Here is a 21550-nt window from a genome sequence, read left to right as displayed (position 1 = left end):
ACTGTTTCGCTACCGGCGGTAGCGAACAAGGGCGTGTTCATGATCAACCTCAAGGAACGTCTGCGTGGCGGCGCCCACGACGCCGACAGCGCCGGCCTCCGCCGCCTCGCACAGTTCTCGATCGACCACAAAGCCCTCGTCATCGGGCTCTGGGCCGCCGCGGCGCTGCTGCTGACGCTCCTGCTGCCCCAACTGGAGACCGTCGCCAAGAAGCAGGCCACCGACCCGATCCCCGCCAACGTCCCCTCCTTCCAGGCACTCGACCGGATGGAGAAGGCCTTCAACGAGCCCGGTTCGTCGGCGACCGTTTTCGTGGCGATGCACAACCCGGACGGCTTCGGCGCCGCGCGGCCCCGCTACGAGCAGTTCGTGGAGCGCCTGCGGAACCAGCCCCACGACGTGCGGTCGGTGCGCGACCTCGCGTCGGACCGCATCGCGTCGCACCAGGCAGTCAGCGAGGACGGCACGGCGTGGTACCTGCCGGTGGGCCTGAGCGGACGACTCGGCGGACCGGACACGACGACGGCCGTGGAGAACGTGCGCCAGACCGCGCGGCAGGTCTTCGCCGACTCGGGCACCGAGGTGCACGTCACCGGCCCGGCGGCGACGTTCGTCGACCAGATCAAGACGGCCGAGTCCGAACTCCTCGTCATCTCGATCGCCACGCTGATCCTCATCGGCGTCATCCTGATGATCGTCTACCGATCGATCGTGACGGCGATACTCCCGCTGGTGGTGATCGGTGCGAGCCTCGCCGTCGCACGCGGCATCCTCTCCGGCCTCGGCCTGCTGGGGATGCCCATCTCGGAATACTCGATCGCCTTCCTCACCGCGATCCTGCTCGGCGCGGGCACCGACTACTCGGTCTTCGTCATCGCCCGCTATCACGAGCGCATCCGCGCCGGGGATTCGCCGGCGGAGGCGATCGTCTCCGCGACGGCGAGTATCGGTCGGGTCGTCATCGCGTCGGCGATGACCGTCGCCTTGGCGCTCCTGGCGATGGTGTTCGCCAAACTCAGCGTGTTCACGACCGTCGGACCGGCGTGCGCGATCGCGATTCTGGTTGCCCTGGCCGCCTCACTCACGCTGCTGCAGCCGATTCTGCTGATCGCCGCACAGCGGGGCCGCGGACTGCCCGGCCGCGAGGTGACCGCGCGGTACTGGCGCCGGGTGGGCGCCACCGTCGTGCGCCGGCCGCGCCGGCTGCTGGTCGCCAGCCTGGTGCTGCTGATCGCGCTCAGCGTGCCGCTGCTCGGCATCCAGCTGAGCTTCGACGATCGCGGCGGCCAACCCAAGGACACCGACAGCAACCTGGGCTACGCGTTGATGGACGCGCATTTCCCGAAGGACATCGTCGTATCCCAGTTCCTGCTGGTCACCTCTCCGAAGGACCTGCGCACGGCCACCGGCCTCGCCGATCTCGACCAGATGGCCGCGCGCGTGGCCCAACTCCCCGGGGTGACCCGCGTCGTCGGCGTCACCCGACCCACCGGCGAGAAGCTCGAGCAGGCACAGCTGTCCTGGCAGAACGGCGAGATCGGACGACGGCTGGGCGACTCCGTGGCGCAAGGGAATGAGCGCAAACCCGATCTGGAAGCCCTGCGGTCCGGCGCGCACCAACTCTCCGACGCCTTGGCGCTGCTGCGCGATCGCATCGACACCGACCTCGCGCCGCTGGCGCAAACCCTCGACGGCGCCACGTCGACCGCCCAACAGCTGAACAGCTATCGGCCGTGGCTCACCAAGCTCAAGACCATGGGCCCGCGCATCGACTCGCTCGCCAAGCAGGCGCCCGACGCCGCTGCGGCCGCCCGCGACGCGCAACGAGCGCTCGTCGGGCTCGACCCGATCCTGCAGGCACTCAACGCCCCGGCGTGCTCGAGCACCGTCCAGTGCGCGCAGATCCGCTCGCAGCTGCGCCAACTCACCGCACTGGGCCGCGAGGGATTCTTCGACGACGTCGCAGGGCTCGCCCGCGACCTGCGGTCGGGCGATACGTCGATCGCCGCGATGTCGGCGAACCTCGACCAAGCCATGAGCACGATGGATTCGACTCTGGCCACGCTCACGCAGATGAACGTGTCGCAGAAGTTCGACCAGCTCCGCAGCGGAGTCGCACAGCTGGCCGATGGTTCCGCGCAACTCGCCGGCGGGGTCGACGCCCTGGTGGGCAACACGATGGACACCTTGGTCGGGATGGGCCAGATCGCCGGTGTGCTCCGGGCCTCCGCCGAGGCGACCACGGGCTCCGATTCCGCCACCGGCTTCTATCTCCCGCCCGACGCCTTCGACAATCGCGACTTCGCCGCGGTCGCCCGACAGTTCGTCTCCCACGACGGCCAGGCGGTGCGCTACATCGTCGAGACCCGGATCGACCCCTATTCACACGAGGCGGTCGCACTCTCCAACGCCATTCAGGACACCTCGCGAGCGGCCCTCCCGAACACCGAGCTCGCCGACGCACAGACTGCCGTCGCCGGCTTCCCCGCGATCAACGCCGACGTCCAACGCCTGCTCAACGGCGACTTCAAACTGCTCGCGGTGGCCACGATCCTCATCGTGGGGTTGATCCTGATGATGCTGCTGCGGTCGGTGGTCGCGCCGATCTACCTGGTGCTCACCGTCATGCTCAACTACACCGCCGCGCTCGGGCTCGGAGTGCTGGTGTTCCAGCACCTGCTGCACAAGCCGTTATTCTGGCCGGTGCCGCTGCTCGCGTTCATCATCCTGGTGGCGGTCGGCGCCGACTACAACATGCTGCTGGTCTCCCGATTGCGCGAGGAGTCGGCCGCCGGCCTGCGGACCGGCGTGATGCGCACGGTCGGGTACACCGGGCCGGTCATCACCTCCGCCGGAGTCATCTTCGCCGCCAGCATGTTCGGCCTGATGGCCGGTTCGGTCATCCTCATGGTGCAGGCCGGATTCGTGATCGGCGCCGGGCTGCTGATCGACACCTTCATCGTCCGCACCCTCACCGTCCCGGCCATCGCGGCACTTCTGGGCAAGGCGAATTGGTGGCCGGGCCGGGCCGTGAACACCGGCCACTGACCCAAACTGTGTTCCACGCCACAGCCTGCGTGCTACTGTCCCATCAAGTGAAATATGAATGTTTCACTCGTGATCTATCGGAGGGGACCGCACACCATGACGTTCCGATTCAGCGCTACGACGGCGGTCGGGGCCGCCGCGCTCATCCTCGGCCTGACCGCACCCGTCGCACAGGCAGCCCCCAAGCAGCCGATCAGGGTGGCTCCGGCACAGGCCGCCCCGGCCCCGCAGGAGCTCGACCCGTCGTTCTACGAACCGCCTCGCCGCACCTATGTGAACAAGCGCCCCGGGGAGATCCTGGCCGCGCGGCGGATCACCGCCGCGACCTTCGGGGTGACGCCGATGAACGTCGACGCCTGGCAGCTCTCGTACCGGTCGACGAACAGTCGTGGCGAGCCGATCGCCGCGGTCACCACCCTCCTCAAGCCGCGCGGGCGGTCGGCCGGACCGCGCAAGCTCGTCTCCATGCAAATGGCCGAGGACTCGCTGGCCGGATACTGCGCGACGTCGTACGCGGTGCAGCAGGGATCGTGGTCGGCGCTCGCCGGACAGATTGGCGTGCCCGGCGAGATGTCCATCGTGCAGGACATGCTGGACCAGGGCTGGGCGGTGTCGCTGCCCGACCACCAGGGCCCGAAGCACGCCTATGCGGCCGGTCCGCTCGGCGCCCGCATCACGCTCGACGGTCTGCGCGCCGCCAAACGGTTCGCGCCGATCGGCATCGACGACGAGTCGCCGATCGCCATGTACGGGTACTCCGGCGGGGCCATCGTCACCGGCCACGCCGCCGAACTCCGAAAGACCTACGCACCCGAGCTGAACATCGTCGGCGCCGCCGAGGGCGGGGTGCCGGCGGACCTGAAGGTGGTACTGAACACCGCACAGAACAACGCCACCAGCGGACTGGTCCTTGCAGCGGTGTTCGGCGTCGCCCGCGAATACCCCTACTTCCAGCGGTTCCTGGACCAGCATCTGAACGCCGACGGTAAGGCCCTGAGGGCGGCCAAGGCGCCGCTGTGCGTGGGGTTGCAGCCGGAGGTGCTGCCGTTCCTCAACATCAAGGGTTTGCTGCGGTGGCGGGGCGATCCGGTGACCGCTCCCCCGGTGAAGCGGCTGCTGGACGAGACGCGGATGGGCAAGGCGGTCCCAGACTTCCCCATGTACGTCTGGAACAGTGCCGACGACGAGATCATCCCCGTCAGCCAGGTGGACACCCTCGTCCGCACGTACTGCCGCGACCCGCACGCCTCGGTCGCCTACACGCGGTACCACCATTCCGAGCACGTCATGACCGAGCTCGCCGGGGCGTCGCCCGCCGTCCGCTGGATCAAGGCTCGCCTCGACGGGAAGCCCACCGGCGCCGGCTGCGTCACGCGCAATGTACGGAAATGAGCCGAGATGGCGGCCGACGTAGCCTTGGCGGGGTGAGCGACGAGCAGCGGGTCTACGGCGGACAGGCCGTATCCGACCGTGCCCGCGAACGCCGGGAGCGGTTTCTCGCCGCCGCCACCGAGGTCTTCGGCAACGAGGGCTACGCCGGAAGCTCGGTCCCGCAGATCTGCCGAGTCGCCGAACTGTCCAGCCGGCAGTTCTATCAGGAGTTCAGCGACCGCGAACACCTGCTGCGGGAGCTGTACGACCGGATCCACGACGCGACCACGCAGGCGGTCGCCGACGCGGTGTTCGAGAAGATCTCGGCGGGGACCGAACTCGACGAGGTCCTCGACGCCGGCGTCCGCGCCTTCGTGAACTCGTTCAACGACCCGCGGGTCATCCGGATCGCCTTCGTCGAAGTGGTCGGGGTGAGCCCTGCCTTCGAGAAATACCGCTACGCGCGCCGGGACTCCTGGGTTGAACTGCTGCAGTCCGCCGTGCAGGCCAGTGCGGCACAGGGGATGACGATCGGCTCGACCACTCCCCTGCAGTGGACCGCCTACATCGGGGCGGTCAACGCGACCATCGTCGAACGGTCGCTGAACCCGGCGGTGTCCGACGAGGACATCGTGGCGACCATGCGCACGCTGCTCCGACCCGGAATCGTTGACTGACGGGCTCGACTACGGCTGATACGACCCTGGCTCGCTGTCGGCGAGACTCAGTCCATCCCGCGCTTGCCCGGCGTCCAGAACGGCTTGGTGACAATGCTGCGGCGGTTCCAGCCGCGATCGCGCACCAAGTAGGTGCGCACCATTTGGATCGTGCGGGCCTCGCCCGCGAGGTAGGCCACACCACCGTCGACATCGGGCAGGTCGAGGGCGGCGACCGCGTCGACCATGTCGGCGCTCGAGGCCGCCGATCGACCATCGCGGGTGACGCGCGTCAACTCTCGCGGCAGGTCGATGTGCTCACCGGCGGCATTGGCCTGATGGACGCCGACGACCGGTACCTCCGGGTCTATTTCGCGCAGCAACGCCCCAAATCCGGGTGCCGCCGTCTCCTCTCCGGCGAACAGGTGCCAAGTGGCGTCGGGCCGCAGCTTCAGTCCGCGCGCGTCACGGAAGAACGCAGCATAGTCGCCGATCTTCACGGTGTTCAGCCACTGCAAACCGGGGCCATCGGGCGACTTCCGGTCGTAGACGATGACGTCGAGCCAGCCTTGTACCGGGTCACCGTCCCAGATGCTGTAACAGCGCAGAGTCACTATCGATGACATCCGCACGCGGATGTGGTCGCCCACGTTCCACTCATAGCCGACGAGTTTCGGTCCCTCCATCCGGATGCGCGTGGATGTCGGCGTGAGGTGTTCGATCTGGGTGACGTGGCCGCCGCTGAGCAGCAGCCGTCCGAGATCGAATCGCGAACCGGTGTCAGTGGTGGCCATGAGTCGCCTCCTGAGAAGTTAGGTTACCCTAATGGTACCCGACGCGGTCGTCTGCCGGCGGACCTGCGCCTACTTCGTCCCACCAGAGGACATCCTTGCTCGGAAATCCCTAAGATGGAGGCCGCAGCACGCACCGTTGCGACAAGTTCGTCTACTTGCCCCACTCAGCGGTGATCATCCGCCCCGTCCCTCCACGCTCCGACTCTGGTAGCAGCTGCTTCCAATGCGGCACCGTGCATCTCCCACAAGACCGGCTGCTTCTGCCTGATCCATGCGAACCCCTGCCGGACATCCGCGGCATCGATACCCCACTGCCGGTCCGCCAGAGGTACCGAGCCGATTGCACCCGAGAGGTTCTCAATCATCCGCATCGCCAAGTGGTCGTCAGTGTCGGCGATCCAGCCGACCACCCTGATGAGCCAAGCAACAGTAGCGCTGACAGGCTCCGTTGATCCTTCAAGCGACCAGCGATCGAATGACCGCAAGTTGTCACGATGCAGCAAGAGGGCAAGTGCGCTCGGAACCGAGAGCCTTAACTCCGAGACAGCGGCCTCGCGCGTAAGGACTGACCGTTGCTCCCGTCGGCCAAGCTCGACATCTTTTGTGGCCAAGAGGGCACCAGTCAGAACATTCAACCTGAGCCCGCCAGCAGTTCGATAGTCGATTCTCTCGACAGCATGGATGAGGCCGCCTGCAGTCTGCGGGAAGGTGTTAACCAGATCCCGATAGAAGCCATGGTTCGGCTTTTGATACTCGGATGTCGGCCCTGTAACTAGCGCAACGATCTCAGATGGTTCGATATTCACACCTCGGCGAGAAGCGGCCGAAACAAAGTCCAGCAACCCCGGATACGGCCGAAACTTAGGCGTTCCCTCGCCATAGCGCCTTTCGAGGCCGCTGACATACTGCGCGACGGCAGTGTCCGTCAATTCATCGTGAACCTCCAGCCCAGTGGATGTCCCAGGCAAGGCCAGTGACACATTGGCACGGAAGACACCTAAGAGTAGTTCACGATCCCCTCCCTCGAATTCGTTCACTTCACGCCACAAGAGACCAAGATGGGTCGAGTCAGACGACCGATCCACAATCTCGAGCAACGAATCTCGTCGCTGTCGGCGAAACGTCTGCTCCTGACGCGCCAGGGTTGCGGCTTGCAACTCGTTCAACTCGCCATCGCGCTTCGCTTGCTTCGCACCCAAGCGCCACAAGAGGAGCGGAATCAGTGCAGTAACAAGTATGGTCACGACACCTAGTACATTTGCGGGGTTGCTCCACGACCAAGCTGTTAGAAAGTCATGCCACCACGCTGTCACTTTCCTGGTCACTTTCTGCTAGAGGTTACTCCGGTACGGAACTCGACCGCGTTCCGCAAGTCGGGGTCATCACGACTATATAGCCGCTGGTCAGCGGCTTTTCATGCTACGCTTTGCCTTGACCGACCGCCCGCGCGGCCAGGAACAGCAGCTGGAGCGATTACCAGTCTTCGGGGCTCGCCCCGATGGAAGAGATGTGGGGGCTCACACCCCTTCGAATACGCCGAGAGGTCCAACCACCTCGACGCCGAGTAACGGATATCGCGGGTCCCGTCGTTGCGAGGCAGGTACACGAGAACGGTCGCGGGAAGCGTCAGCGGTTGGGAGAGACCGCGGCAGGCCCGCAGGTCTGGAAGCGCTGGGCCCGCCAATCGGGCCCGTAGTGGGTCGCTGGCCAGGGACAAGGAGCACGCGCAAGCGTGCCTGTCTCTGGAGGCGTCGTGTCCGAGTGCACGCATACCCAGCCCGGGGTCGAGTGGCGCGTGCGCCAGAGCGACCTCGAAGCGCGCATGACGCGCCTGGCCATCAAGCCGACGCCGTACGAGACGACCGAGGTCGCGCTCAAGCGCGTGCTGGACGCCGCGCCGCCACTGACCGAGGACCAGGCTAGGGCCCTGGCCTGCGAGATGTCCGAACAGCTCGTGAAGAAGGCGCGCCTGGTGGCCGCCGACGCTGCAGCCGGCCCGTCCCTCGCATCATCGCCCGACTCTCGGAACAACGGCGGGGCCACCGGATGAGGGCAGAAGAAACCCCCGGGATTGGGCCCCGGGGGGGCGGCGCCGCCGGTGGATCGGGCTATCCGGGCAGTTAGCGCGGTAGCCAGGCCATCCGGTAGCCGAAGGTACGATCGTCGCCTCGTCCCTTGTCGGCGATAAGGGTGATAGTCCCCAGCGAACCGATCGTCACCGAATCGCCAACACCCATCGACAGCCCGAACGCCAGGCCCAGCTCCGGTCGCCCCATAGGGTTGTTGGGCCAGAATCCGATCTCCACGTGCGAGGGGTCCCTGCTGTCTTCGGTGCCGACCACGCTGTACCACGCGTGTTTCGATGGCCCGCCAAGTCGCAGGTCGACGACCGTCTCGGTTCCGATCGGTCGATCAGCGAAGTAGCGTGCTCGCTCGACCGAGGAGTTGTCGAGGTCGAAGTCGGACTGCCACCCGGGCAGTGCAAGCGCGATCGATAGCCGCACCACCGTGTTCGGATCGCCCGCTTCCGCACCCGCACGCTGATACACCCTGTCCAGCAAGGCCGACTCCAGTCGTCCTCGGTTGGACCACCCGCTCGCTCCTTGGCGAAGCCTGAAGTCGAAGCGATCACCGTTGGGATAGCGCAGCACAACCTTTACCCAGTCACTACCGACTTCCGCCGCGATCAGCGTGAAGCCGCTGACTCCTGGTCTGCCGGGAAAGGAATACTCCTGGCCGACGTGAAGGTCATACAGCCGGGCCTCCTCGTCGAGCGGGTTGCCGTTGAGCGAGGTGGCCGGGATGGGCTGATCCCGCACCACAAAATCGTTGACGACTGCCGGTGGCGCAATGTGATCGCCTGATCCGCACGCCGAGACCATCAGTGCTCCAATGCCAAGTAAGAAAGTCGCCACGAGCCGGTGCGACCTGCGCGTCGATTCACGGCAGTGGACTCGAGATCGAGACGGCCTTGAATAAGTCGTTGATTCTGCCCTTGGGTACGAAGAAGGTGTAGCCGTCGTCGTTGCGGTTGCCGGGACCCCACGGGTTTCGCACCCAGACACCGTCGGCGGAGGATTCGACGACGGTGTAGACGTGGTGATCGACCATCTTGACCTGCCTTGTCGGTTCCTTCCCATCAACCCTCACCCTCGTGTTGAACGTTGCGTCGCTGCTCGTGGACATGATTACCGTACCGCCCTCGGCTATGCGTTGGTTGATGTCCTTGTGGTCGTTGGTGACCCGGTCGGCCGCCTTGTTGGTCCACGGGTACATACCGTGATCCTCTGGGTCTTTCCCGGTCAGAAGCTGTTGTGCCGCTTCGAGCCCGCCGCGACTCGGCGTGCCACAATGCACCCGGTCCTGCTCGCGTTGCCACACCGCAGCCTCGATGATGCTTACGAGGCCAGGTCTGCCGTTCTCCTTGGAGCCGTTACTGAACACCTTAGTGACGTGGACGGTGCGTTCGGTCCCATCAGGGTCATAGAGTCGGACATCGTATCCGCCTTGTGGGGATGCGGTTACCGTCCTTGCAAGACCGTTCCGGCCCTCCTCGGTGCCCTGGAGGCCGACGACCGTCGCAACCAACCAGCAGTCTCCGTGCTGGCCTTGTTCTATCCCCGAGCCGTCGGACATCGGCTTATCTAGTACGCCCTTGGGCGCAGGCACGTCCGGCTCCTCGACTTCCACCTCGCAGCTGTGCCCGGCCAGCAGTTCCGCGTCGGTACCGCCGTTTGCCGCCGTCGACCGTCCCGTTCTCTCGGAATCGTCGCTGGAACCCTTCTTGTCGACCTCGGTGGTCGTCTCGGCCTGGGCTTCGGCCTGGACCGACACGCCCACGCCGGGAAGCACCTTCGGCGGGATGATCGGCGGTGCGGCCGGCATCCCCTTGTTCGCCAGGTTCTCCGCGATCTGGCTGTTGGTCCGCGAGGTCGGCGTGTTCCTGGAGTCCACGGGAGCGCCAGAGCCGCTGCTCGCGGGGGCCGGCGCCGCCGTGCTCTGCCCTTGGGTGGCCGACGGTGCCGGTGCTGCGTTGGGGATCTGTGCCCCGTAGTTGCCGCCACTGGGCGACGCCGGGGTGGGCGGCGGAGCGGCCGGCAGGGGAGCCCTGGCGGGGAGTACCACGGCATCTCCAATCGTGAATGTGAGTTAGGCGATGAGAATATCGGACTTCCTTGGTCTCACGAAGCTCGAATGCCCGATCGTGCCCTGGTTACGGGCCGGTTCGGCCACTTCCAGCGGATATCGACGGTCGCCTCGTTGAAGCCCTTCCTCCCGCGCGGCACCGGTTCGATGACGACGTCGGCGCTTGGCGTCGACACGAGCCTCCGCGCCCGACAATCCAACGACAGGGGGTAAATCGACTGGGAGAAAGTGAGGTTAGCTCGCGAGCAACTAGAGGTACCGACCCCATGGCCCGCTGGCCCACGTCGGCGAAATACATCTCAAGCTCTCGCCCGAGAGTCCCGCGAACTGGACTGAGACACCGCTCAGATCGGCGACGTGCGGGTCGACCTGCGGATCTCGTCGCGATGCTCGGCAGCGAGGAAGCTGTGAGTCCACCGCGCTCCGTAGCGATGGTCATCAGGCCGACCCGTCTCCGAGGCAAGGACCGCCGCGCTTCAGCCCTTCCGCGAAGCGATCAACAGGATGATCATGGTAGCTTCAGCGCCTCGTTCAGGTCTTCACGTACCACCCAGGTGGGCCGGTACATCTGCGCCATCTCGTCAATGAGACCCGACCGCTCGAACCCGAACCGCTCGCTGTAGTAGGTCACCAAGTCATCCTCCCGCACGTCCACGACGAGAAACTTGGCCCCGGCAACGTCAGCGGCCTCAACGTGCTTGGCGTAGACGCACGTCATGAGGATCGCTCCGAGGCCCTTGCCTTGTTGGCTGCCGTCGAGTGCGAACTTGCCCAGCAGCTGGGCCGGGAAGGGCTGCCGTAGGTTGTTCACCCACGACTTGTTTGACGCGTCAGCTGCCCTGTGGCACTTGTCCACGTTGCCTGGGATGACCTGGTGGGCACTCAGTGTGAAGAAGCCCAATGGGTCTGTTGCGTTGTCAGCTGGCGACAGGACCCACACTGCGCACATGTCCTCTCGCTGCCACTTCATAGCCGTCTGACAGAACCACTTGTCCATGCCCGCGTCGCGGCCACAGTCGAAGAAGTCCACGAGGTGCTCGTCGTCCATCCGGCGAAGCTGTAACCCAGCACCGGCAAGAAATGCCGAGAAGCGGTCGGTCACGAGACGAATCGGAAGGCGCGCACGGCATCTACATAGGGGCGATGAACCTTGGCCTGCGACTCGATGTCGGCCAGCGCAGCAGACGAGGCACGCGAGATCATCGCGAGCGGCAGATCAAGCTGCTCGCTGTCCTTGGGATACCGGTCGAGGAAATAGTCGATCACCGCATCACGCGACAGGTCACCGCGCCTGGCGCCGGGGCGGCGGGACTTCCACGCCTCGTCCCAGACGGGCTCGTCGTGTGTCAGGCTAATGAGCTTCCAACTCGTCGCGCTCCCGTAGGCAGCCCAGACTGCATCCAGCACGGCCTTCTTGTACGCGTCCAGCTCCTCGCGCTCATCCTGACGGGCTTCACGCTGATCCTCGATCGTCTCTAGGTCAACGGAGGGCCGCTGTGCGTGCGCGCTCAGCAGCTCACCCACGACAGGCCCCTTAGCCATGGCGTAGAACGTCTCACCGAACAGCGGCTCACCGGTCAGGTGGGCGTACCATCCGAAGGCGTAGAAGCAGAGCTTCTGCAGCTTGACGGTCTCGATCGAGCCTCCGTTACGCTCGACCAGCTCAGTTGCGACATCGAACACGGTCGTCATGACGTTCACCTCCCTAGAACTGGTTACAGCCAATTGTAAGGCTTACGGCTGACAGCACTGACCAGATTTGACCCGTTGCGGCGATAACCCTTGTCAGAGGGTACAAAACTGTACCATCGATCTCGAGTAGCCAGCCGGGCGGCAACGGGTCGATCCAGCACACCCTGTCGCCACCGCGCTCGACGGCGGGAATCTCGTCGAAGCCCCGAAGCTAGCCACCACGCGTCGCAGTCGCCCACCGGACAGCCATTCAATCCTGTCCCATGCACCTGTCTACGGACAGATCCGGAGGTGCGTGAACGCCTTCGCTCGGTGAATGACGAGCATTTCATACGCATGGAGCTAGTAGCAGCAAAGGAGTCGCGCGAATTACGCCGTGTCGTCTTCGTTCCGAGATTTCAGTTTGAAAATCTAAACTCGACGACATCCCCGTCAGCCATGACGTAGTCCTTGCCCTCCATGCGCACCTTGCCGGCGGCTTTCGCGTCAGCCATGGAGCCGGCGGTATCGAGGTCCTCGAAGGAGACGATCTCGGCCTTGATGAAGCCCTTTTCGAAGTCGGTGTGGATGACCCCGGCGGCCTTGGGGGCGGTATCGCCCTGGTGGATGGTCCAGGCACGCGATTCCTTGGGCCCGGCGGTGAGATAGGTCTGCAATCCCAGCGTGTGGAAGCCCGCGCGCGCCAACGACCGCAGGCCCGGCTCGTCCTGGCCGATGGAATCGAGCAGCTCCTGCGCATCCTCCTCGTCGAGCTCGAGCAGTTCGCTCTCGACCTTGGCGTCCAGGAAGATGCAGTCCGCGGGAGCCACGGCGTCGCGCAGTTCCTGCTTGCGGGCGTCGTCCGTGAGCACGCCCTCGTCGGAGTTGAACACGTACAGGAACGGCTTGGCGGTCAGCAGGTGCAGCTCGCGCACCGACGACAGGTCGAAGGAGTCCTTCGCCGAGAACAGGGTCTTGCCGTCGTTCAACAGCTCCTGCGCCTTCTGCGCGGCGGCGAGCGTCTCGGCGAGGTCCTTGTTCTTGCGCGCATCCTTCTCCAGGCGCGGGATCGCCTTCTCCAACGTCTGCAGGTCGGCGAGGATCAGCTCGGTCTCGATGACCTCGATGTCGGAGGTGGGGTCGACGCGGCCGTCGACGTGCACGACGTCGTCGTCGGCGAAGACGCGCACGACCTGGCAGATGGCGTCGGCCTCGCGGATGTTGGCCAGGAACTGGTTGCCCATGCCCTCACCCTCGGAGGCGCCCTTGACGATGCCGGCGATGTCGACGAACGACACGGTGGCGGGCAGGATCCGCTCACTGCCGAAGATCTCGGCGAGGCGCTCGAGGCGCTTGTCCGGCAGCTCCACCACCCCGATGTTCGGCTCGATCGTGGCGAACGGGTAGTTCGCCGCGAGCACGTCGTTGCGCGTCAGCGCGTTGAACAGGGTGGACTTGCCGACGTTGGGCAGCCCGACGATTCCTAGGGTGAGACTCACGGGAGCAAAGTCTATCGGTCACCCCGGCGGAACAAACCCGGCGGACCGCACGTTGAGCAGTTCACCAGCCCGGATTCGGCAAGGAGAACCCCCATGGCTTTCGACAACAACCCCTTCGGCATGAACCCCGACGACTTCGAGCGCTTCACGCGCGAGGCGGGCGAGAACCTGCGCAACATGTTCTCGGACTTCCTCGGCCAGAACGCCGGCTTCGCCGCACCCTTCACCACCACCCGCAAGCGCCCCCACCCGGAGCCGGAGACCGCCGCCGAGGCGGGCAACGGCGTCTGGGCGATCATCGCCAAGGTCGGCAAGAAGGCCCAGGTCGAGCAGGTCTTCGCGACCGAGATCGAGGCGCTGCGCGCCAACCAGTCCAACGACGGCTCCCGTCGCGTGCGGTTCCTGCCCTACGGCATCCCGATCGACGCACTCGACGACGTGCCCAAGGCCGCCGACGACGAGGCATCCAAGAAGAAGCCGGGCAAGGACAAATAGTCCGGTCTAGCCCCGCAACACCGACGCGAGTTCAACCGACGCCTCGATCTCGCGGCGTCGGTTGGACACGCTCTCGACGTTGAACCCGTGCGGCGTGCCCAACCGGCGGGCGAAGGCGCCCAGCTCGGCGGCCGTCACCTGGCACTGGTTGAGCGACACCGCCAGCGGGTCGTCGGCGTGCGACAGGTCGTTGCGCAGCCAGCGCGGGACGTCGACGCCGAGCCATTCGAGGAACTCGACGGTCTTCATCGACCCGCACACCGACAGCGTGAAGATCACCGGCACCGGCTCGATGCCGGCGTCGACGCACGCATAGAAGTAGTCCGACAGCATCGACTTGGCCGCCGACACGTCGTAGACGACCTGCGTGACGAAGAACGACACCCCGGCCTCCTGTTTCGCGACCATCCGCAGGTGTTCAGAACCCGAGCGCGAGTGGCGCTCGGGAATCGCCACTCCCCCGAGCTGCAGCTTCGGGTTGACCTCGGCGCGCAGCTTCTGCGCGGCCGGCAGTTCCAGCGCGCGCTGCTTCCCGCTGGTCGACGCCCCGACGAACACGCTGAGCACGTTGCCCGGGTCCTGCTCGGCGAGCCACCGCTCCATGGATTCCTCGTCGTACTTCCCGACGCAGCGGTAGACCACGACCGGCCGCTCCCACCCGCCGAGGTGGTCGGCGAGGAAGCGCGCGGGGTCCATCGTCGGCAGATACGGGAAGGGCCGCTCCTTCGGATTGCGGTCGCTCTCGTCGTCGATGTCGTAGAGCACCAGGCCGTCGAGGTCGAGCGACTGCAGGCGTTCGAGCGTCACGTCGGCGATCCGCTGGGCGTCGTCCGGGGTCGTCGAGGACCGCGGCGGGGTGAGGCTGAAAAGCAACACGCCGTCGCCGCGCTGGGCGATCCGCTCGGCCAGTCCCACTCGATCCCCTTTCCCCGTCCGACGGCATCACGCCGGTGAGCAGCACATACAGATCGACATCGTATAGAAGCCCGCCCACCAACCCCTCATTGCGGCGCCACCAACTTTACAAATAGAGCTAGATGTATAGACAATCGACATCCGATGCCCTACTGTCTAGTGGCAGCAGTCACAGTCCGACTCGGCAAGGAGGTCACCATGACCACATCTTCCATCCGGCGAGACACCTCGCACGACGACATCCCCGACCCCATGGCGTGGCGCGACAAGAAGCGCTACCTGTGGCTCCTGGGCCTGATCCCGGCCACGGCGATCTTCGTCGCGCTCGCCCTCATCGCCGGTGTGCACGCGATCGCCGCACACTTCGACAACCCGATCCTGAACGTTCTCGCGACGCTGTCGGCGGCGCTGTTCTGGATCGGCCCGATCCTCGTCTACGGCCTCCTGCCCGTCCTCGACGTCTTCTTCGGCCCGGACGGCTCCAACCCGCCCGACGAGATCATCGAGCAGCTGGAGAAGGACAAGTACTACCGCTACTGCATCTACGCCTACGTGCCCTTCCAGATCGCCAGCCTCTTCACCGCCGGCTACCTGTGGTCGGCCGGTGACCTGTCCTGGCTGGGCTACGACCACGGCCTGAGCCTGGTCTCCAAGATCGGCCTCGCCATCTCGGTCGGCGTCATGGGCGGCATCGGCATCAACACGGCCCACGAACTCGGCCACAAGAAGGAGAACCTCGAGCGCTGGGCGTCGAAGGTCGCCCTGGCCCAGACCTTCTACGGCCACTTCTTCATCGAGCACAACCGCGGCCACCACGTCCGCGTCGCCACCCCCGAGGATCCGGCCACCTCGCGCTACGGCGAGTCCTTCTGGCGCTTCCTGCCGCGCAGCGTGTGGGGCAGCCTCAAGTCGTCGATCGAGCTCGAGCGCAAGCGCCTGCAGCGCGCGGAGAAGTCCTTCTGGCACCCCAGCAACGACGTGCTCAACGCGTGGGCCTTCTCGATCGTCCTGTGGGGCGCGATGCTCGCCCTGTTCGGCATCAAGATCCTGCCGTTCATGATCATCCAGGCCGTCTACGGCTTCTCGCTGCTGGAGACCGTCAACTACCTCGAGCACTACGGTCTGCTGCGTCAGAAGACCAAGACCGGCCGTTACGAGCGTTGCACCCCGCAGCACAGCTGGAACTCCGACCACATCTGCACGAACATCTTCCTCTACCACCTGCAGCGCCACAGCGATCACCACGCGAACCCGACGCGGCGCTACCAGGTGCTGCGGAGCTTCGACGAGGCGCCGAACCTGCCCAGCGGCTACGCCAGCATGATCACCCTCGCCTACGTCCCGCCGCTGTGGCGCAAGGTCATGGACCACCGCGTCCTCGAGCACTACGACGGCGACATCACCAAGGCCAACCTCCAGCCGAACAAGCGGGACAAGATCCTCGCCGCGCACGGGGTGGCCGCGTGAGCGCCTACCGCTGCCCGGTGTGCGAGTACGTCTACGACGAGGCCACCGGCGATCCGCGCGAGGGCTTCCCGGCCGGCACGACCTGGGCCGAGGTGCCCGACGACTGGGCCTGCCCGGACTGCGGGGTCCGCGAGAAGATCGATTTCGAAGGAGCATGACCATGGACTTCAAGCTGTACCGCTGCGAACAGTGCGGATTCGAGTACGACGAGGAGCTCGGCTGGCCCGAGGACGGGATCGAGCCGGGCACCCGCTGGGACGACATCCCCGACGACTGGAGCTGCCCGGACTGCGGCGCCGCCAAGAGCGACTTCACCATGGTCGAGGTGGCCCGCTCGTGAGCCTCGCTCCCGAGGCCGCCGCAGTCGTGATCGTCGGCGGCGGCGTCGCCGGCATCACCGCCGCGGAGACCCTGCGGACACTGGGCCACACCGGTCCGATCACGGTGATCGGCGACGAGCCGCACCTGCCCTACCGTCGCACCGCGCTGAGCAAGGACCTCCTGGCGGCCGACCTCTCGTCGGAGAAGATCCGGTTGCGCAAGCCCGAGTTCTGGGCCGATCGCGACATCACGATCGTCACCGGTACGACCGTCGACTCCATCGACGCAGACCGACGAGGGGTGGTCTGCGGCGACGGCGCGGCGGTCGACTACGACGCCCTGGTCCTGGCGACCGGCGGGCGTCCGCGGACCGTCGACGCCGTCGACGATGCCGTGCCGACCCTGCGTCACCATGCCGACGCGATGGCGCTCCAACAGCGGCTGGCCGACGGTCCCGTGGTCATCATCGGCGGTGGGTTGATCGGCCTCGAGATCGCCGCCTCGGCGGCAGCGGCGTCGGGAAACCCGGTGACGGTCCTGGAGGCCGCCCCGTCAGTGCTGACCAGGGTCATGCCCGAGCAGGTCGCCGCGGCGATCGTCGACCTGCACCGCGCCAACGGCGTGGGCATCGTGACCGGCGTCGACCTCGCCTCGGCCACGCCCGATGCCGTGCACACCGCCGACGGTGTGGTCCACCGCGGCGCGGTCGTGTCGGCGATCGGGATGGTCCCCGACACCCGTTTGGCCCAATCGGCCGGCGCCTCGATCGGGCCGGCCGGAATCGTCGTCGACGACCGACTGCGCACCGACGTGCCCGGCGTCTACGCGGCCGGCGACGTGGCGGCGCGCCCCCACCCGGTCACCGGCGAACCGGCCCGCGCCGAACAGTGGATGACGGCGACCGAGCACGGCAAGCTCGTCGCGGCGACGATCGCCGGCGATCTCGGGCTCGAGACGTCGGGCGCCACACCGGTTTCGCCGATCCCGTTGGCCTGGACCATCCACTATGGTCGAAACGTGCAGCTGGTGGGCTGGCCGGGATCGGCCGAGCGGATCGAGGTCGACGGCGCAATCGACGACTTCGACGCCACCGTGCGCTGCTACCGCGGCGACGACCTGGTCGGCGCCGTCTGCCTGGGCCGCGCCGCCGCCGGACGCGCCCTGCGCACCGAGATCGCCGAGGCGTTGGACTCCCGGGTCGGCGCATGACCGAGACCTACGCCCAGGCGAGCCGCTCCCTGCTCCGCAACTCGCTGCTCGACGGCCTGCGCGGGCTCCTCGTCGAAAAGGACTGGTCACAGGTCCGCATGAGCGACGTCGCCGCCGCGGCGGGCGTGAGTCGCCAGACGGTGTACAACGAGTTCGGCACCCGCTACGGGCTCGCCCAGGCCTACGCCCAGCGACTGACCGTCCAACTCGCCTCGATCGTCAGCGACGCGCTGGCCGATCACCCCGACGACCTCGAGGGCGCGCTGCACGACGGCTTCGGCGAGTTCTTCGCCGGCGTGGCCACCGACCCGATGATCGCCTCGCTGCTCGCCGGCGAGGCCAAGCCGGATCTGCTGAAGATCGTCACCACCGACGCGGGGCCGCTCATCACGACCGCGTCGGAGATCCTGCGGCAGGCGATGGCCGACTCCGCCTGGCTGTCGATGGGCGACGACGACGCGCTGCGCATCTCGCGCGCGCTGACCCGCATGGCCATGAGCTACGTGACGATGCCCCCCGAGGGCGATCGCGATGTCGCCGCCGACCTGGCCTCGATCATCGGGCCGGCGATCGAAGCGGCCCGCACCTGACTCCTCAGAGTTCGACGGGTCCCTCGTCGACGGGGACCGCCTCCCCCGCCTTGCGTGCCAGCTGTTCGTTCATATAGCGGAAGACCACCGCCACGGTGGCCGCCACCGGCACCGCCAGGAACGCGCCACTGATGCCGAACATCGAGCCGCCGAGCATCACGGCCAGCAGCACGATCACCGCGTGCAGCTCCATCACCTTCGCCTGCAGCCACGGTTGCAGCACGTTGCCCTCGAGCTGTTGGACCAACAGGATCACGCCGAGCATGATCAGTGCCGCGACCCAGCCCTTGCCGACGAGGGCGACCAGGACGGCGAGCGCTCCGGCCACCACCGCACCGACGATCGGGATGAACCCGGCGATGAACGTGACGATGGTCAGCACCCCGGCCAGCGGCACACCGATGATGAACATCGCGGCGCCGATGAACAGGGCGTCGATGAAACTCACGATCGCCTGGGTGCGGATGAAGCCGGACAGCGTCGACCAGATGCGGCCGAGCAGCTCGGCGAGGTGACCGCCCGCCCGGCCGCCGGTGGTGCGCTGCAGCCACGGCAGGAACTTCGGGCCGTCCTTGAGGAAGAAGAACACCAGGATCAGCACCGTGAAAATCATCATCAGGGTCGACGTCGCGGTGCTCACGCCGCTCATCGCGCCCTGGGCGATCGACCCGGCGCTGGACTTGATCTTGTCCTGCAGAGTGTCGAGCGCGTTGCTGATCTGGTCGTCGCCGATGTTGAAGGGCGGACCCTGCAACCAGGTCTTGGCCTTCGTGATGCCCTCGGCCGCCTTGTGCCCGAGGTCGTCGGCCTGGCCCACCACCGACGGCACGATCCCGGCCACGACGCCGACGACGACCAGGATGCCGGTGAGCGTCATGATCGCGGCCGCCACGGAGTCCTTGAGGCCGCGGCGGCGCAGCCAGGCCACCGCGGGCCAGAGGACGGTCGCGAACAGCAGCGCCAGGGCCACCGGCAGCACGGCCGACCACACCTTGCCGAGGATGTAGCCGAGGACCGCGATCAGCGCGAGGACCGCGATGATCTGGAGCGAGACGCGCGCGGCGCTGGCCAGCCAGTCGCCGGCGACGTGCAGGCGGTCGCGCTGTGCGGGGGTCTGGACGTCGTCGGACGCGTCGGTGGTCACCGCCGAATTGTCACACACAACCGGCCGTCCAACACACCAAAGGTGCCATGTCGGATTTCCGCTAGCAATCGATCGTCGAGCGGTGCAAGAGTGGGGACATGACCACCACCGCTGCCCTGGACTTCGAGCGCTGCTACCGCGCACTCGAATCACGGGATGCGCGATTCGACGGCCAGTTCTTCGTGGTGGTCGCGAGCACCGGCATCTACTGCCGGCCCTCGTGCCCGGCGCGCACGCCCAAACGGGCCAACGTGGACTTCGTGCCGACGGCGGCGGCCGCGCAGCGACGCGGGTTCCGCGCCTGTCGGCGCTGCCTGCCCGACGCCGTGCCCGGCTCACCGCGGTGGGACCACGCCGCCGACGTCGCGGCCCGGGCCATGCGCCTGATCGCCGACGGCGTCGTCGACCGCGACGGCGTGGGCGGGTTGGCCGCGACGCTCGGCTACTCCACGCGCCAACTCGAGCGGATCCTGACCGCCGAACTCGGTGCCGGCCCGCTCGCGCTGGCCCGCGCCCAGCGCGCGACGAACGCGCGGATCCTGCTGACCCGCACCGACCTCCCGATGTCCGAGGTCTCCTATGCCGCGGGGTTCGCCAGCGTCCGACAGTTCAACGACACGATCCGCGCGGTGTTCGCCGCCTCCCCCACCGAGCTGCGCGGCACCCCGGCGCGCCGGTCGGGCCCGCCGCAGTCCCTCGCGCTGCGACTGCCGTTTCGCAAACCGCTGAACCGGGAGTGGCTCCAGCTGCACCTGGCCACGCACGCGATCCCCGGGCACGGCACGGCCACCAGCCGGATCCTGAGCCTCCCGCACGGACCGGCGCTGGCCGACATCGACCTGCGCGACGATTTCGTCGCCCTGCGACTGAGCCACCTGGACCTGCGCGACCTGCCGGCCGCCGTCAGCCGCATCCGGCGGCTGCTCGACCTCGACGCCGACATCGAGGCGGTCGAATCGGTGCTCGGGGCGTCGGCGCTGGGCCCCCTCGTGCGCGCCGCCCCCGGTGTACGGGTGCCGGGGTCGTGCGACCCCTTCGCCTCGATCGTCGCGACGATGGTCGGGCAACAGATCAGCACCGCCGCGGCGCGCACGCATCTGGGGCGGCTGGTCGCCGAACTCGGCGAACCCGCGCCCTGGACCAGCGACGACGGACCCGATCGCCTGTTTCCGACGCCCCTGGCCCTCGCCGAGCACGGCGAACGCGTGCTGCGCGGTCCACAGCGGCGCATCGAGGCGATCGTCGCGCTCGCCCGAGCGGTGGCCGACGGCCAGATGGAACTGCACGCCGGGGTCGATGCGTCTGAGTTACGTGTCGCCCTACTGGCTCGCCCCGGCATCGGCGCCTGGACCGCGGACTACCTCGCCATGACGGTGGCCGGCGATCCCGACGTCCTGCTGGACACCGACCTGGTCGTCGCGAAGGCCGCCACTGCACTGTCCATCGACACCCGCGCCCTCGCGGATGTCGCACCGTGGCGCTCCTACGCCTCGATGCACCTGTGGCGGCACAGCCTGCTGGCGACCGCCGCCTGACTGACCACGAAGGAGAACACCATGGCCGACCTCGACACCGCACGCGCGGGCACGCTCACCGCGGACACGCCGAACGGGCCGTTCACCGCGATCTACCGCAACGACGGCGCCGTGCTCGCCTCGGGCTGGACCGACGACCCGCACTATCTGCTGCCCCTCATCCACCCGACGCTGCGCCCGGGCGACCTCGACCATGCCGTCGACAAGCACGACCGGCGCCTCCGCAAGGCGGTCGAGGCCTACTACGAGGGCGAGCCGACCGCCGTCGACGACGTCCTCGTCGTCCAATCCGGCGGCCCCTTCCTCGAGCAGGCGTGGAAGGCGCTGCGCACGGTCGGCGCCGGCCAGACGCGCACGTACACCGAGTTCGCCGAGCTCGCCGGCAACGGCCAGGCCGTGCGCGCCGCGGCGGCGGCCTGCGCCCGCAACGCCGCCGCCCTGTTCGTGCCGTGTCACCGGATCCTGCGCTCGGACGGCTCGCTCGGCGGCTTCCGCTACGGCCTGGAGACCAAGCGCTGGCTGCTCGACCACGAGGCGCGCTGACCGTCGATGTCAGGGGTCCCTGCGACGATCGGGGCATGGCTACATCTGTGGTGATCGCACTCCTGGCGCTGGCGCTGCTCGCGGGCTGCGCCGTCGGCTGGAGCGCCCACGCCTCCCGCTCCGCGCCGGCGCTGGCCGCCGCCCGT

21 protein-coding genes are annotated in these 21550 nt (G+C 67.1%); 12 read left to right on the top strand and 9 right to left on the bottom strand.

The genetic code is table 11. The annotated features are described in order from the left end of the window. Positions 1 to 39: 39 nt before the first annotated feature. The 3 genes from QM634_RS10475 to QM634_RS10465 all read left to right on the top strand — a co-directional run bounded on the left by QM634_RS10475 (position 40) and on the right by QM634_RS10465 (position 5096). A complete protein-coding gene (locus QM634_RS10475) occupies positions 40 to 3048 on the top strand; it encodes an RND family transporter (protein ID WP_415042726.1) in 3009 nt (1002 codons plus the stop codon). Positions 3049 to 3144: 96 nt separating this feature from the next. Beyond that, positions 3145 to 4440, top strand: coding sequence for a lipase family protein (locus QM634_RS10470; RefSeq protein ID WP_415042725.1), 1296 nt, complete (start codon positions 3145 to 3147; stop codon positions 4438 to 4440). A 32-nt stretch (positions 4441 to 4472) separates the two neighbouring features. Then, a complete protein-coding gene (locus QM634_RS10465; protein ID WP_415042724.1) occupies positions 4473 to 5096 on the top strand; it encodes a TetR/AcrR family transcriptional regulator in 624 nt (207 codons plus the stop codon). Between the two features lie 47 nt (positions 5097 to 5143). On the opposite strand, the gene QM634_RS10460 is transcribed toward QM634_RS10465, so the two are convergent. Both QM634_RS10460 and QM634_RS10455 read right to left on the bottom strand, forming a co-directional pair. After that, positions 5144 to 5869 carry a siderophore-interacting protein gene (locus QM634_RS10460; protein ID WP_415042723.1) on the bottom strand — a complete coding sequence of 242 codons (726 nt, stop codon included), beginning with the start codon at positions 5867 to 5869 and terminating at the stop codon, positions 5144 to 5146. 164 nt (positions 5870 to 6033) lie between these two features. Next, a complete protein-coding gene (locus QM634_RS10455; protein WP_415042722.1) occupies positions 6034 to 7113 on the bottom strand; it encodes a hypothetical protein in 1080 nt (359 codons plus the stop codon). 488 nt (positions 7114 to 7601) lie between these two features. On the opposite strand from QM634_RS10455, the gene QM634_RS10450 reads away from it, so the two are divergent. Beyond that, entirely contained in the window at positions 7602 to 7919 is a 318-nt protein-coding gene (locus tag QM634_RS10450; protein ID WP_415042721.1) for a hypothetical protein, read from the top strand. 70 nt (positions 7920 to 7989) lie between these two features. Here the strand turns inward: QM634_RS10450 and QM634_RS10445 are convergent, their stop codons facing one another. The 5 genes from QM634_RS10445 to ychF form a co-directional block, all read right to left on the bottom strand. Continuing rightward, the gene (locus QM634_RS10445; RefSeq protein WP_415042720.1) at positions 7990 to 8784 is read right to left on the bottom strand and encodes a hypothetical protein; all 795 of its coding nucleotides are present in this window, start codon (positions 8782 to 8784) and stop codon (positions 7990 to 7992) included. A 25-nt stretch (positions 8785 to 8809) separates the two neighbouring features. After that, positions 8810 to 9823 carry a hypothetical protein gene (locus tag QM634_RS10440; RefSeq protein ID WP_415042719.1) on the bottom strand — a complete coding sequence of 338 codons (1014 nt, stop codon included), beginning with the start codon at positions 9821 to 9823 and terminating at the stop codon, positions 8810 to 8812. A 700-nt stretch (positions 9824 to 10523) separates the two neighbouring features. After that, positions 10524 to 11117, bottom strand: coding sequence for a hypothetical protein (locus tag QM634_RS10435; protein ID WP_415042718.1), 594 nt, complete (start codon positions 11115 to 11117; stop codon positions 10524 to 10526). After that, positions 11114 to 11707: a Panacea domain-containing protein gene (locus QM634_RS10430; RefSeq protein ID WP_415042717.1), complete on the bottom strand. Its 594-nt coding sequence runs from the start codon at positions 11705 to 11707 to the stop codon at positions 11114 to 11116. The genes QM634_RS10435 and QM634_RS10430 overlap by 4 nt, the downstream gene beginning before the upstream one ends. Positions 11708 to 12105: 398 nt before the next feature. Beyond that, positions 12106 to 13185 carry a redox-regulated ATPase YchF gene (ychF, locus tag QM634_RS10425; RefSeq protein WP_415042716.1) on the bottom strand — a complete coding sequence of 360 codons (1080 nt, stop codon included), beginning with the start codon at positions 13183 to 13185 and terminating at the stop codon, positions 12106 to 12108. Between the two features lie 93 nt (positions 13186 to 13278). Between ychF and QM634_RS10420 the strand changes: the two genes are divergently transcribed. After that, positions 13279 to 13680, top strand: coding sequence for a hypothetical protein (locus tag QM634_RS10420; protein WP_415042715.1), 402 nt, complete (start codon positions 13279 to 13281; stop codon positions 13678 to 13680). 6 nt (positions 13681 to 13686) lie between these two features. Here the strand turns inward: QM634_RS10420 and QM634_RS10415 are convergent, their stop codons facing one another. Then, entirely contained in the window at positions 13687 to 14595 is a 909-nt protein-coding gene (locus QM634_RS10415; protein ID WP_415042714.1) for a methylenetetrahydrofolate reductase, read from the bottom strand. A 198-nt stretch (positions 14596 to 14793) separates the two neighbouring features. Here QM634_RS10415 and QM634_RS10410 point away from each other — a divergent pair, with 198 nt between their 5' ends. Genes QM634_RS10410 through QM634_RS10390 form a run of 5 tightly spaced genes read left to right on the top strand, consistent with a single transcriptional unit; the run spans position 14794 to position 18182 of the window. Next, on the top strand, positions 14794 to 16062 hold the full coding sequence (locus QM634_RS10410; protein ID WP_415042713.1) for an alkane 1-monooxygenase: 1269 nt from the start codon (positions 14794 to 14796) through the stop codon (positions 16060 to 16062). Then, complete coding sequence (locus QM634_RS10405; protein WP_415042712.1) at positions 16059 to 16220, top strand: rubredoxin; 162 nt, start codon at positions 16059 to 16061, stop codon at positions 16218 to 16220. The genes QM634_RS10410 and QM634_RS10405 overlap by 4 nt, the downstream gene beginning before the upstream one ends. After that, the gene (locus QM634_RS10400; RefSeq protein WP_415042711.1) at positions 16217 to 16402 is read left to right on the top strand and encodes a rubredoxin; all 186 of its coding nucleotides are present in this window, start codon (positions 16217 to 16219) and stop codon (positions 16400 to 16402) included. Before QM634_RS10405 ends, QM634_RS10400 begins: the two co-directional genes overlap by 4 nt. Continuing rightward, positions 16399 to 17592 carry an NAD(P)/FAD-dependent oxidoreductase gene (locus QM634_RS10395; RefSeq protein ID WP_415042710.1) on the top strand — a complete coding sequence of 398 codons (1194 nt, stop codon included), beginning with the start codon at positions 16399 to 16401 and terminating at the stop codon, positions 17590 to 17592. The genes QM634_RS10400 and QM634_RS10395 overlap by 4 nt, the downstream gene beginning before the upstream one ends. Then, a complete protein-coding gene (locus tag QM634_RS10390) occupies positions 17589 to 18182 on the top strand; it encodes a TetR family transcriptional regulator (protein WP_415042709.1) in 594 nt (197 codons plus the stop codon). Before QM634_RS10395 ends, QM634_RS10390 begins: the two co-directional genes overlap by 4 nt. A gap of 4 nt (positions 18183 to 18186) precedes the next feature. Here the strand turns inward: QM634_RS10390 and QM634_RS10385 are convergent, their stop codons facing one another. After that, positions 18187 to 19326 (bottom strand): AI-2E family transporter, encoded by a 1140-nt coding sequence (locus QM634_RS10385; protein ID WP_415042708.1) that lies wholly within the window; start codon positions 19324 to 19326, stop codon positions 18187 to 18189. 98 nt (positions 19327 to 19424) lie between these two features. Here QM634_RS10385 and QM634_RS10380 point away from each other — a divergent pair, with 98 nt between their 5' ends. Next, the gene (locus QM634_RS10380; protein ID WP_415042707.1) at positions 19425 to 20861 is read left to right on the top strand and encodes an Ada metal-binding domain-containing protein; all 1437 of its coding nucleotides are present in this window, start codon (positions 19425 to 19427) and stop codon (positions 20859 to 20861) included. A gap of 21 nt (positions 20862 to 20882) precedes the next feature. Further along, the gene (locus tag QM634_RS10375) at positions 20883 to 21404 is read left to right on the top strand and encodes a methylated-DNA--[protein]-cysteine S-methyltransferase (RefSeq protein WP_415042706.1); all 522 of its coding nucleotides are present in this window, start codon (positions 20883 to 20885) and stop codon (positions 21402 to 21404) included. Positions 21405 to 21550 lie beyond the last annotated feature (146 nt).

The organism is Gordonia sp. (in: high G+C Gram-positive bacteria), from assembly GCF_047606305.1.
Lineage (GTDB): Bacteria > Actinomycetota > Actinomycetes > Mycobacteriales > Mycobacteriaceae > Gordonia.
Note: the sequence above shows the minus strand (reverse complement) of the source record. Positions and strands in the feature narration are given on the sequence as shown.

Excerpts from the sequence above, each read along its gene's own strand:
- QM634_RS10390 (WP_415042709.1), top strand. The coding sequence starts at position 17,589 with ATGACCGAGACCTACGCCCAGGCGAGCCGCTCCCTGCTCCGCAACTCG.
- QM634_RS10375 (WP_415042706.1), top strand. The coding sequence starts at position 20,883 with ATGGCCGACCTCGACACCGCACGCGCGGGCACGCTCACCGCGGACACG.
- QM634_RS10460 (WP_415042723.1), bottom strand. The coding sequence starts at position 5,869 with ATGGCCACCACTGACACCGGTTCGCGATTCGATCTCGGACGGCTGCTG.
- QM634_RS10400 (WP_415042711.1), top strand. The coding sequence starts at position 16,217 with ATGACCATGGACTTCAAGCTGTACCGCTGCGAACAGTGCGGATTCGAG.
- QM634_RS10475 (WP_415042726.1), top strand. The coding sequence starts at position 40 with ATGATCAACCTCAAGGAACGTCTGCGTGGCGGCGCCCACGACGCCGAC.
- QM634_RS10410 (WP_415042713.1), top strand. The coding sequence starts at position 14,794 with ATGACCACATCTTCCATCCGGCGAGACACCTCGCACGACGACATCCCC.
- QM634_RS10430 (WP_415042717.1), bottom strand. The coding sequence starts at position 11,707 with ATGACGACCGTGTTCGATGTCGCAACTGAGCTGGTCGAGCGTAACGGA.
- QM634_RS10380 (WP_415042707.1), top strand. The coding sequence starts at position 19,425 with ATGACCACCACCGCTGCCCTGGACTTCGAGCGCTGCTACCGCGCACTC.
- QM634_RS10420 (WP_415042715.1), top strand. The coding sequence starts at position 13,279 with ATGGCTTTCGACAACAACCCCTTCGGCATGAACCCCGACGACTTCGAG.
- QM634_RS10470 (WP_415042725.1), top strand. The coding sequence starts at position 3,145 with ATGACGTTCCGATTCAGCGCTACGACGGCGGTCGGGGCCGCCGCGCTC.